Source organism: Serpentinicella sp. ANB-PHB4, assembly GCF_031432315.1.
Classification (GTDB): domain Bacteria; phylum Bacillota; class Clostridia; order Peptostreptococcales; family Natronincolaceae; genus Serpentinicella.
In genome coordinates, this window is sequence record NZ_JAVKGO010000002.1 from 90,877 (window position 1) to 103,667 (window position 12,791).

Consider the following 12,791-nt stretch of genomic DNA (forward strand, 5'->3'; position numbering starts at 1 on the left):
TAATGATTTTCAATTCTTGTTGTTAAGATAGATATTTACGTAATCGTTTATTTATAATTTGTTCCCGAAAATCCTTAGTAATTGTTATGAACATAGATTGCCTTAATAAAGAATGATCACTTTCCTGCCAAGTATGATGACCTTTTTGTGCACTTCTACATATAACAAAATCATACTTATCCCCGGAGTAGATTTTAAAACCCTCAGCAATGCATCTTTTTTGAAAATCAGTTTCTACAGCTAAAGTGATATCATTAAACTTTAATTTTTTTGTTATGTCTTTTTTGTAAACTAAAGTTGCATCTGGGACATGACGAAAAAATCTATTTTGTAAACTAGGCTGATAAAGCGCAAGTACACCATTACGTGCAAAATAAATGTAAGTGGTCGCTTTACCAACAATATCAGTATCGACTTTTTTAAAACAGTTCATAGAATTAATTAAGTAAAAAGGAGAGTAGTAATCATCGTCATCAAAGTGTGCAATATAATCATACTTAGCTTTTTCTAAAGCAAAGTTTTTACATGCGCCTAAACTTGCACTTTCATCTATTTGATAAACCCTTACATTTGGGTATTTTTTTGCTTTCTGTTGCCACTTATCTAATTCCATCGTATTTTTATTTAATACAATAATTAGCTCTTTATTTTTATAGTATTGTCTATCAAAGTTGTTAAAGACTTGATCCATATGTTGATCTCTCATTGTTGGTGTAATAATGGATACAAAAGGCTGAGATGAGTTTTTTATTCGAAGATTCATAAAGTCTCAGATAGCTCCTTTCCTCAAGAATTTTTATAATTTAAAATTGATTTTTTAAGTCCTGCATCTAATGCGTACTTAGGTGACCAGTTTAACATTTCTTTTGATTTATTAATGTCGAAGAAACTATTTTCAATATCACCAGGCTTTGCTCTAGCGTATATTGGGGTTTCAGATATGTTTAAGATTTTAGAAATTAGCGCATACAGATTGATTATAGAACAGCTTTTGCCTGTTCCAATGTTTAATACTGCATTAATATTTTTTTTCATAGAGAGAATATTTGCATTTACAACGTCGTCAACGTAAATAAAGTCTCTCGTATTACTTCCATCACCATAAATTTTTACTTTTTTATTGTTGAGACAGTGATCAATAAAAATGGATATTACACCACCTTCGCCCTTTGGATCTTGTCTTTTTCCATAGACATTAGCGTAGCGAAGTATAGTATAATCTAAACCGAAACTCTTGGCGTACTGTAAAATATAGTTCTCAGCGGATAGCTTAGATAATCCATAAAAAGAAATCGGAGAGAGTGGGTGTTGTTCATCTATTCCTAAATAGTTAGGTTCTCCATATACCGCAGCAGAGGAGGAAAAGATTATTTTTTTTACATGTGTTAAAAGACAAGCATTAAGCACATTAATTGTACCTAAAATGTTAGTGGATGCATCTTCTATTGGATGATTATGAGAATAACTAACAGAAATTTGAGCTGCAAGATGAAAAACAATATCAAAATTTTCAGTTTTGAAAATTTCAATAATACTAGGGTCAGTAATATCCCTATAATAAAATTTTGCACCACTATGTATATTATCCTCTTTACCAGTGGATAAGTTATCTATTACTGTTACAAAATGACCCTGTGCAAGTAGAGTGTCCACAAGATTAGAACCAATAAATCCAGCGCCACCGATAACTAAAAGTTTCATAGCATTCACCAACTTTAAATATAGTACATTTACTTAGTTCATTGTATTCTGCAATAGTAATTAAGTGATTAAAATATTAAATGTGTAAGTGGTATATTTACATAATTAGGGGTTTTGATAGTATAAATATACAAAATAGCGACAGAGTCGCTTTTGCTAGGAAACCCTAGGTTTCCTTCGACGACAGCAAAGCTGTCTGAGCACCTTCCTAAATACGGGCAGGGGATTTCATCCCCTACAACCCCTATTTATATAGTAAGAAAATACTATTTTCTTACTATATAAATGTTACCTGAGGTTGCGCCTCATTTGTTGACTTGTATCATTGAATTTATAGCGAAAAAACAAGCCGACAAATTCGAAGCAGAGAAGGTATATTTTTTATATCTATTGGTCTAAAATTAATTATGCAATTTCCTCATGTAATTTCTAAATAATTGAGCTTTTACAAAAGAAGACAAATGTCAGTGATTAATTTGCATATTCCCCGGGAAATTACGGCATGTAACACTAATTTAATAAAAGTAGGTAAAAGGAATAGATTTAGTGGTATTATGGTAAAAAAAGCACAAAAAACAGAGATCACTGTAGATCTCTGTTTTGTATATATAATTATGAATCATCATTAGATAAATCAAATTTACATTCAACACAAGAATGCTTAAATGAATAAGTTTAAGTTAGAATCTTCAGCTTCACCAAGATAAGTGGCAACACCACCAACTTCAACACCGTCAATTAACTCTTCTTCTTTAATCCCCATAATATCCATAGACATAGCGCAAGCAACTAGGTTAACACCAACATCCATAGCATTTTTCATCAGTACATCAAGAGAATCGACATTTTTTTGACTCATAACATATTGAATCATTCTCGGCCCCATTCCAGCCATATTCATTTTTGAAATAGGCAGTTTTTTTGTTCCACGAGGCATCATACGACCAAACATTTTTTCAATGAAGGATTTTCTAACCTTTGGTGATGTATGTTTTCTCAATACATTTAACCCCCAAAAAGTAAAGAATAAAGTTACTTTTTTGCCCATTGTTGCAGCCCCAGATGCAATGATAAAGGATGCTAAAGCCTTATCTAAATCCCCACTAAATACAACAATAGTGGCATTTTCTTTATCTTCATGGACAACAATGGATTGATCTTTTTCTTGATTACCTTTTAAGCTTTTTTTGGGAGTACCTTTTTGTATAAAGCACTTAAATGCATTATCATCAAAGTCGCTTTTTAAAAGTGTATTGCCAGTCTTCTGGCACCAAGCGTTAATATCCTTTGAAAAACCAGGGTCTGTAGCTGAAACTTCTAGTATTTCGCCTTCCTTCATGTTGTTAATAGCTTGGTAGACCTGCATGATCGGTCCAGGACACTGTAGCCCACATGCATTAATTTGAACATGAGACGTTACTGCTTCATTTATTTCATCTTTTTCTGATCTACATTCTTTTTTCGCTACACCATCATCTTCTATTTGAATAGGGCAATTAGCTGTTATATTTGGTCTAAAAACAGTTTGATATGTTTTGTAACCACCGTCAAGGTTTTTAACCTTAAACCCAGCTTGTGATAAAATACGAGCTGCTAAGTAGCCTCTTAATCCAACTTGACAGAAAACATAAATGATTTCATCCTTGGGCAATTCATTTAATCTGTCTCTAAGTTGATGAAGAGGAATGTTAATCGCTTTTTCAATATGACCTAAATCTAATTCAATTTCTTCTCTTACATCAAGTAGTAGAGCACCATTTTCAACTAAGTCATTAACTTCATGCCACTGGAAGGTCTGAACATGATCATGAATCATATTTTCAGCGATAAATCCAATCATATTAACAGGGTCTTTCGCCGATGAGTAAGGCGGGGCATAGGTTAATTCTAAATCTTTAAGTTGTGTTACTTTAAGACCAGCAGATATTGCTGTAGCTATGACATCCATACGTTTTTCTACACCATCATAACCCACTGCTTGGGCACCGTAAATTTTTTCTGTTTTCCTGTTGAATAAAACTTTTAAAGAAATTGGAAATGCACCAGGATAATAACCAGCATGGGATCCAGGATGAATGTGGATAACATCATATGGGATATCTAACTGTTTTAAGCTCTTTTCATTTTTTCCTGTGGATGCAACGGTCATATCAAAAACTTTAGCAACAGCACTACCCATCGTGCCTAAGTATTTTTCCTTTGTACCTACAATATTATTTGAAACAATACGACCTTGTTTGTTTGCGGGACCGGCTAATGGTAAAATAGTTTGATTTCCGGTAATAAAATCAGTAACTTCTATAGCATCTCCAAGGGCATAAATATTTTTCTCAGATGTTTGCAAGTATTCATCTACAACAATACCCCCACGATCTCCTATTTTTAAATTAGCCGACTTAGCTAATTGTAATTCAGGACGCACACCAATAGAAAAAATGATTAAGTCAGGATTTAACTGCTTGCCACTTTCTAAGATAATCTCTTTACCTGCGTTCTCGAAGGACTTTACACCATCTTTTAATATAAGGTCAACCTTTTTATCTTCGATATGATTGTGTAATATAGATGCCATTTCATAGTCTATAGGACCCATCACTTGTTCTGCCATTTCAACAATCGTTACATTAACGCCCCTATGAACTAAATTTTCAGCCATTTCTATACCAATAAACCCACCACCAATAACCACCGCAGATTTAGGTTGTTGTTCATCGACAAAGGCTTTAATTTGATCAGTGTCCGGTATTGTTCTTAGTGTGAATAAATTTTTTGCATCTTTAATACCAGGAATAGGGGGCAAAATAGGATTTGCACCAGGGGATAAAATCAAATAATCGTAGGATTCTTCATAAAGACTATTTTTCTTTAAATCTCTAACTTGTATTTTTTGTTCTTTAGGGTGTATTTCTGTAACCTCATTAAGCACTCGAATATCAATATTAAATTTAGAAGACATACCCTCAGGTGTTTGTACTAACAGCGCGTCTCTTTGCTGAATAACTTCTCCAATATAGTATGGAAGACCGCAGTTAGCAAAGGAGATGTATTCACCTCTTTCAAATAAAATTATTTCTATATTTTCATCTAAACGTCTAAGACGGGCAGCAGCAGATGCACCTCCAGCAACACCACCAACGATTAAAACTCGTTTTTTATTGTTCATTTTATTACAACCTCCAATTAAAATTAAATAATAACATAGCAAATTATTATATTACAATATTATAATATATAGATTTATGTGTCAACTATTCAAATAGTTGTATTTATTTTGGCAAAAAGATGAAGGTTATATACAAATTATATAGAAGTAATAAACCATTAAACAAGAATAGTATGTTGGAATAAAAAAGTGTTAACCAATACGCTTTAGATAGAGAAAATAATAGCGTAAAAAGTTTAGGAGGTGAATTTGTGAAAAAGAGGGTTATTGCTATTAATAGTAGCAAAAGAAAGAGAAATACTTATGGGCTTTTAGAACAAATGAGTAAACAGCTTAAAGAAAATAACATAGATGTTGATATTGTTAACTTATTTGATTATGACATTAGACCATGCATAGGATGCGAGCATTGTTTAAGAAAAGGAAGCTGTAACATTAATGATGAAGGCGAGCTTCTAATGAAAAAACTTACTGAATATGATGGCATAATTTTAAGTTCTCCAGTATATATGGGTAACATTAGCGGTCAGTTAAAAGTCTTTATTGATAGAACTTGTCGATGGTTTCACAGACCTGAAATTGTTGGAAAACCGACTTTGTTCGTAACAACCACTGCTGCGTCTGGTATCAGGGATACATTTAAATCATTAGAGACAGTAGCTATTCAGTGGGGAGCTTTTCCTACTGATTATATTTCTAGGAATACAAAAAACATGACCAAACCTGTTTCGGACAAAGAATATAAAAAATTCTTAATACACTTATTTTTACCTCGGGAAAAATATAAACTAAGCATGAAGCAGGTTATGCATTTTCAAGTTCAAAAGGTATTAGCAGAAAAAATATTAAAGATAGATAGAGTATATTGGGAAAAAGAAGGCTGGCTAAATACTAGGTATTTTTATAACGCTAAAACTTCACCAATATCAAAAGGGATGGGAAATCTTCTTTACTTTATTTTAAATAAGCGAGTAGAAAATAAACAAGAATAGGAAGACAAAATCTCTAATGATGCCATTAGAGATTTTGTTTATATTATATTTTTGTATCAGCATTTGCATAGATACTTGCTTTATCCTCTTGAGCTAAAAGCTTATCTATTATGAAAGCAATTCCAAGAATACCGACCAAATTAACGAAAAATCTAGTAAGCATGAATTCCCATCCCATAGCTGAGGCTTCAAATAATAATAAAGGGATTTTAGTTGTAGACCATGCCCCTATAAAGATAAGGACATTTGAAAGTTTACTACCTTTTTTTAATAAGATGCCTGCAATAGGAAATGCAGCATAAAGAGGACCTGCAGCAACTGATCCCATTAAAAATGCAATCACAGTACCAAGTATCCCTGATTTTTCACCCATAAGTTTAATCATCGTATCTCGCTTTACCCACACATCAAGCAATCCCAAAAGGATAAATATAGGTGGAATAATGGATATCATTTCAATCGTATTTGCTTTAGTTAGTGCAAGTGAATTACGGCCTAGATCTGGTAAAACAAATAATAAGACTATATTTAAGAGTATTAAAAGTAAAGCAGCTTTGTATCTAATCATAAATTTTTTCATGTTAACACCACTCCAATCACGATGGCAACAATAAAGGAAAATCCAAAGGCCAATAAATTTCTTAATATAGTTGCTTTTTTACCAAAATAAGTTATTTCTACGGGAATAGTAACAATACCAACCATCATAAGCGTCGAAATAAAGACAGCAATTTGCATAAAGCCTGCGCCACTATTAAGCAGTGCTGCTGCTAAAGGAAAAGCAACAAAGCCTGGTATTAACGTAATAGCACCAATTAAAGAAGCAAAGATCATACCTGTAAAACCTGACTGATCGCCAATTAATTTAGATATCATCTCTGGACTTAAAATAGAGAGCATAATTCCTACAATAATTAAAATGGCAACAAATTGGGGCAAAATATTTTCAAATGACTTCCAAGCTTTTTTTAGTGCTTGTACTGTTTTTTTCGTATCTTTTAAAGAAGACACGATCAATAACACAATTGCTAAAATATAAAGCACAATAGTAAACATGGCGATCTCCAACTCCTTTCATAAACTGGATGCCCTAGTAGGTACTAGAGCATCACATTTTCATTATAGTTTGATTTTTTCTTCACTTTCGTAAAAAATATCTTCTTTTCTAACACCTTTTTCGACTAAAATATTATAACTATCTTGAATCATATTTTTTGAACCACACATATAAACTTTATAGCCTTCTAAGGACATCTCTTTTATTAAATCTGTTACATAACCTTTTCTTGTATCTTGATTATCAGGCCTAGAAGCAACTGGATGATATTCAAATATATCGTTGTTTTTATCTAGTTCATTAAAATATTCATGATATAAAAACTCATGTTCATATCTTTGACCATATAATAATTTAACTTCTTTAGCGCTTTTATGATTTAAAACCATATCTTTTGAAAGGGCAATAAACGGTGTGATACCAATACCATTACCAATAAATAATACTTTTTCAGTATCTTCTGAAGGTACAAGTTCATCTCCCATAGGTCCTTCTAGTTCTATTGTATCGCCTATCTTAAATTGATTAAAGATAATGTCTGTTCCATGGCCTTTTTCAATTTTTTTAATAATGACCCTAAGCGCTGTACTGTCTTCATTGTATGACGATATAGAATAAGCTCGATACTGTTTCGGGTTATCTTGTATTTTAATCAATATAAACTGACCTGCTTTATAATGAACTTTATTTGGCTTTTGGAAACTAAATACATATTCTTTAATACCATTTCCTAAGTCAATTATATTGGATATTTCGGCTTCAATTTGTTGACGACTTTCGTAACCATGAACAGAAGATGAATCTTCTTTTAGTTTAATTGCGTCTTCCTCAGTTTCTAAAGAAAGAATACCGGCTGGACAGTTTTCAACACAAGTAGAGCACTTAATACAGTTTATATTATCAAATTGATTGTTTTCTGAGAACTCTAAATATGGTGTTAATTGGAATGGACAAACTCTTGCACATTTACCACAGGCATGACACTGGTCAATACTGCATGCAGTTATTTTTTTCTCCGTCTTTTTGGCAATTCCTAATGTTTTTCCTACTCTATATGATAATTTCTGAAGTGTTCCCATTGGGCAGAACTGACACCAGGTTCTTGGATTGACTAAAAGGGCAAAAAGACCACCTACAACCATGACCATTAAGTATGTTGTAACGAAAACAAAGCCTAATTTATCGAAAAAGTCATAATTTCCCCACAGAGTAGTAACATTTAAAACTTTTCTAGAAAAATTAAACATAAAGAACACAAAAAATAAAGAGATCATTGTTTTTGATTTTAAGAACTTAGGTATTTTTCTATTTTGACTAATTGGTGTAATTAGCACATCAAAAAGACTTCCATGGGGACAAAAATTTCCACACCAGTAACGCCCATTGAAAAATGCAGTTCCTGTTAAGCCAGCCATAATCAGTACAACAAGTAGTCCTAACTTCGGTTGCCATAGACCACCTAAAGCAACTAATACTGTAAATATCCAGGCATATTTACGTATAGGTGTAAAGGCACGGGTTGTTTTAATAAAATAATTTTTCATTTCCAATTCCTCCTAACAATTACCCAATAGGTATGGGGGGTATAAATCTATTATAATTAGTTTTGTGTTTTTTGTCAAAGGGGTTTAGGAGTTAGGGGAAATTATGCAAGTAAACAGAGTGGAAGAAAATTAAATATCAAGTTTTTTCATTTGAAGAAAGACTTAACTTATATGGCATATTGACATACATGTAAAAGCTAAAATATACTTAGATGATATGACAACGATAATATGGGGGTTAGACAAGATGAAGGACTATTATAAAATACTAGAAATAAAACAAGATGCAACTGAAGCGGATATAAAAAAAGCGTACAGACAATTAGCAAAAATGTGGCATCCAGATGTAAATAAACCCCCCGGGGCGCAGGGTAAGTTTGTAGAGATATCTGAAGCATATGAGATTTTATCAAATCCAAAATCGAGAGCCCAATATGATCAAATAAAAAGAAACAATAGTTATGAAAAAGCACATCATGACTTTGATTTTAGTAAGCAACAACAACAAGCGAGAGAAAGAGGCGAATATTACTCTTCAATTTCTTTAGAAGATTTATTTAAAAAAGTTTTTAAAACGACTATTGAAGTTGGAAAGGCAACATTGTTCGGAGAGAATGCGTATAACAGTAATATCACATTGAAGGATCTACTTATACTGGGGGTTAAAGGTTGGTTTGGAATTGTTTTATTAATACTAACTTTTACAGCAGTACTTGCGCCTATAACTATTCCCTTATTAATAAAAGTGGTACTAATTGATAAAAACATGATTGTAGGTTTTAAAAATATTTTTATTGGTATGATATTATATATACCGACTCTAGTTTTTGCAGTTCTTTATCTAGGATATGCAGTAGGTATATTTTATTTTTATGAGTCAGAGATGATCATGCATGGGTTTGCACTAATAAGTATAACCGTGGGGATGTTGTTGGGAGTAAACTATAAAATTAAGAAAAACAGTGCATATACTAGATAAACTAAAGATTTTGATAGTACATGGAAAAAGTATGGTATGGCAGCCTTGTTTATTGTTACATATATTTTCGTAAGTATATTTTTAAGAAATATAGATAGTAACTATCTTTTTGGTATAGGTACAGCAATCTTATTTTTAGCTGGAACATTTGTAGGTCCGTTATTAGGTGTATTAGTGGGAGTTATAGGCGTTATCAGTTTAAATTTAGATTATGGGATACAACATATTCATTTTTGGGGATTAGTTTTGTATAGCATGGTAGGGGCTTTTGGTGGTTTAATAACTTTGGATCGTAGTTATAATGTTTTTAAGGGAAGAATTACAAATTTCCATATAAAAAAAATTATTGGTTTTGCAATATTGTTTAGTATATATAGCACTTTTGCAGATATCATAACATGGGGTTATAGATACGGTTTTTATGTTATAGAAGGGATATTAGGTCGAATTATTATAAGTCAACTAATTACTTTACTAACGATTATAATAGTGAGCGTGTCTGTATTAAAACTTATTGGAAGGACAACGCAAAAACAAACAACTTAAGAATAGTTAAGCTAGGTATAGCGATGTAATATTAGGTATTACATGATTTATTCAATTTTATAGTTATATCTTTCTGTTATTTATCTTGATTTAATCTTTCTTTTATCTCTTCAATTATACGCTTGTATTTATTCGATTTTAAATAAGGATAGTTTCTTAAAAACAATCTGTAATTCTTATTAATAAACTTTTGAATTAAATGGTCATAATTATTACGAAGTTGTTCATTTTTAGATTTGACCTTTTCTATAGATGTTTTAAACTTGTCTTTTGCAAGGTGTTCAATATTATCTGTAATCTCTCCAGAGGTTGCTAATAGCTCGACAAAAATGCTATGAAATTCAATCATTTTACTTATAGTTATCGTAGTATCTACTGAGAGAATAATTAGAAAAACAGTATATATAGATGAAACCAAAGATTCTGGTATGTAAGAAATGAGATATTCAATAAAAGGATGTACTTGTTTTACAAAAACAATTGTTAATAATCCCCAATATACTGAAAATTTTAAAGACACATAGCCCCATAAGTTAAATTTCTCATTACTATAATCCCACCAACGGGTTTCAAAAAAAACTTCTAAAAGATAGCCAGTTATCAGTTCTAAAAAAGTGGCAATTAAGAATCCGCCAATAAAAAGAAGAAAAAGCGAGGATACGTCATGTAGAAAAAATAGCAATAGCACAGCTCCACTGCCGTAAATTGGGCATAAAGGCCCATACAAAAATCCTCTATTTATAAAACGACGATGTTTTTTATATTGGTACATTACTTCAATACACCAGCCCAGAAAAGCATAAATAATAAAATGAAATAATAGATGATATATATCCAACAAGATCACTCCTTTGAAAAACGTGTAGCAACTATCAGTATAAGATTAGACTATCAAGCTATATACCCAAAGAACGATGGATCAAAAACTTCAAAAAACTTTTAGAATGCATAATTGTTAAAAAAATACTGTTGTCTAATATTGTAAAAAAATGTAGAATGATATATAGATAGATAATAAGCTAGTAAAGTTAAACAGAACTATTAAAATGTATCAGAACTAAAGGAGGAAAGAAATGAATAATAAATTTTTAGCCGCAGCCAATAAAAGCTTAATGCTACTATGTACCTTAGTAGGTGTACTTGTTACTTTTACAGCCCTTACTAGTGACGTAGAAAATATTTTATTTCTGTTAATTGGGATCTCGATAATTGCGTTGATTTATTCTTTTTACCGTTTGAAAAGGAACCCAGCAGATACATACATAAAGTATATACTAGCAGTGACATTTATGAGTACACATTTTTACACAACGTTAACGACAGACAGTGTCATAGCTTATACTTTTGCATTTCCGTTAATTGGAGTTTTTACAGTATTTGGAAATAAAAGGTTAATTAGTGGCGTCATTGCTGTGGTTTTAAGTGTTAATATAATTAATGCCGTATCAGGTAAATTTGAATCAAGCGATGTATTAGTAATCCTTGTTACTATTTCATTAACAGCTTTTGTTCAATTAGTTAATACATATATAATTGGAAAATCTAATAAAGAAAATAGTGATTACATTAAAGAAATGAAGAAAGATCAAGAAAATAAAGAAAAAGTGATTGAGTCAATCACTCAAACTACTAAACAATTAGCGGATGCCGGACATACGCTTATGAATACAGTGAAGGAAACGGCAGAGTCTATTGATCAGGTAGCGAATGTTGTAGAGGAAATTGCCACAAGTGCCTCCTCCCAAGCTAAAGATACAGAAGAAGGGGCAAGTGAATCTGAAAAACTAGCACAGAGTATTGAAAAAATGGTTTCTGTTACGGATACATTAAGTCATTTAGCAGTGGAAAATGAGGAGCTTAAAAATAATGGATTAACAATTGTTGCTGAATTGGGAAGTAAAACAAAAGAAAGTAATAAAGCAATAGGCTCCTTAAAAACCATGGTACAGAACACGAATAATAGCGCAGAAAAAATTAATATTGCAAGTAGCTCTATTGCACAAATCTCAGAACAAACAAACTTATTAGCACTAAATGCCGCTATTGAAGCAGCACGAGCTGGTGAAGCTGGAAAAGGTTTTGCAGTTGTTGCAGATGAAATCAGAAAACTTGCTGAAGAATCTTCAAATTCTGCTGGACAAATAAATAATGTTATAAAAAATCTGAAAGATAATACGGATATGACCCTTGAAAAAATGGAATTAGCTGTAGATATGATCAGCTCACAGACAACATCAATTGAAGAAACTCAGGATATATTCAATCGTTTTGCGCAATCATTAGTAAACACACAGGGGAAAATAAACGAGTTAAACACCATTCAATCTCAGATGACACAAATGAAAAATAAAATTATGGATACTTTACAATCTTTAGCTGCTGTAGCGCAACAAAATGCTGCAAGTACCGAGGAAGTGGCAGCATCAGCAGAAGAACAGTCTACATCAATGGATAATATGGCAAGTATTAGTGAAAACCTTTCTAAATTAGCTGAAGGATTAAAGAAAACAGTTGATGGGTTTAATTCATAGCTAAAAACCAAATTTTACACCTTGACAATAACAAATATGGACATTATACTGTTCATTGTGAATATTAATAAAATAACTATTAATAAAATAACTTGTTAGGAGAGGCTCCTAAATGAACATAGGCTATTGCCCAAAAATGTGGAGACACGCCAATGGGTATAACAGGCACGATCGGATTAAGGTCTGCTTAACATAGCTGATTCAATCAAATGAATCTACGTCATTTAGTGCTAAAACCAGGACGAGGAGTTAATAAAAATCAAAAGGCTAGCTTATTG

The 12,791-nt window shown here is 31.9% G+C and carries 11 protein-coding genes and 1 riboswitch; of the genes, 4 read left to right on the forward strand and 7 right to left on the reverse strand.

The window, feature by feature from the left end; genetic code table 11:
• Positions 1-22: 22 nt before the first annotated feature.
• The 3 genes from RH915_RS03010 to RH915_RS03020 all read right to left on the reverse strand — a co-directional run bounded on the left by RH915_RS03010 (position 23) and on the right by RH915_RS03020 (position 4,864).
• Entirely contained in the window at positions 23-763 is a 741-nt protein-coding gene (locus RH915_RS03010) for a glycosyltransferase family 2 protein (RefSeq protein ID WP_310477834.1), read from the reverse strand.
• Between the two features lie 23 nt (positions 764-786).
• Positions 787-1,701, reverse strand: a complete 915-nt coding sequence (locus RH915_RS03015) for an NAD-dependent epimerase/dehydratase family protein (protein WP_310477835.1) — start codon at positions 1,699-1,701, stop codon at positions 787-789.
• Between the two features lie 661 nt (positions 1,702-2,362).
• Positions 2,363-4,864: a CoA-disulfide reductase gene (locus RH915_RS03020; protein WP_310477836.1), complete on the reverse strand. Its 2,502-nt coding sequence runs from the start codon at positions 4,862-4,864 to the stop codon at positions 2,363-2,365.
• A 251-nt stretch (positions 4,865-5,115) separates the two neighbouring features.
• Between RH915_RS03020 and RH915_RS03025 the strand changes: the two genes are divergently transcribed.
• A complete protein-coding gene (locus RH915_RS03025; RefSeq protein WP_310477837.1) occupies positions 5,116-5,856 on the forward strand; it encodes a flavodoxin family protein in 741 nt (246 codons plus the stop codon).
• 43 nt (positions 5,857-5,899) lie between these two features.
• Here the strand turns inward: RH915_RS03025 and RH915_RS03030 are convergent, their stop codons facing one another.
• The 3 genes from RH915_RS03030 to RH915_RS03040 form a co-directional block, all read right to left on the reverse strand.
• A complete protein-coding gene (locus RH915_RS03030) occupies positions 5,900-6,436 on the reverse strand; it encodes a permease (RefSeq protein ID WP_310477838.1) in 537 nt (178 codons plus the stop codon).
• Positions 6,433-6,912, reverse strand: coding sequence for a permease (locus RH915_RS03035; RefSeq protein WP_310477839.1), 480 nt, complete (start codon positions 6,910-6,912; stop codon positions 6,433-6,435). The genes RH915_RS03030 and RH915_RS03035 overlap by 4 nt, the downstream gene beginning before the upstream one ends.
• A 63-nt stretch (positions 6,913-6,975) precedes the next feature.
• Positions 6,976-8,457, reverse strand: a complete 1,482-nt coding sequence (locus RH915_RS03040) for a 4Fe-4S binding protein (protein WP_310477840.1) — start codon at positions 8,455-8,457, stop codon at positions 6,976-6,978.
• A gap of 247 nt (positions 8,458-8,704) precedes the next feature.
• On the opposite strand from RH915_RS03040, the gene RH915_RS03045 reads away from it, so the two are divergent.
• Both RH915_RS03045 and RH915_RS03050 read left to right on the forward strand, forming a co-directional pair.
• Entirely contained in the window at positions 8,705-9,436 is a 732-nt protein-coding gene (locus tag RH915_RS03045; RefSeq protein ID WP_310477841.1) for a DnaJ domain-containing protein, read from the forward strand.
• A 36-nt stretch (positions 9,437-9,472) separates the two neighbouring features.
• The gene (locus RH915_RS03050) at positions 9,473-9,982 is read left to right on the forward strand and encodes a hypothetical protein (protein ID WP_310477842.1); all 510 of its coding nucleotides are present in this window, start codon (positions 9,473-9,475) and stop codon (positions 9,980-9,982) included.
• Between the two features lie 76 nt (positions 9,983-10,058).
• Here the strand turns inward: RH915_RS03050 and RH915_RS03055 are convergent, their stop codons facing one another.
• Entirely contained in the window at positions 10,059-10,820 is a 762-nt protein-coding gene (locus RH915_RS03055) for a putative ABC transporter permease (RefSeq protein WP_310477843.1), read from the reverse strand.
• 235 nt (positions 10,821-11,055) lie between these two features.
• Here RH915_RS03055 and RH915_RS03060 point away from each other — a divergent pair, with 235 nt between their 5' ends.
• On the forward strand, positions 11,056-12,513 hold the full coding sequence (locus RH915_RS03060; RefSeq protein ID WP_310477844.1) for a methyl-accepting chemotaxis protein: 1,458 nt from the start codon (positions 11,056-11,058) through the stop codon (positions 12,511-12,513).
• An 84-nt stretch (positions 12,514-12,597) separates the two neighbouring features.
• Positions 12,598-12,769: riboswitch (M-box (ykoK) riboswitch) on the forward strand.
• Positions 12,770-12,791 lie beyond the last annotated feature (22 nt).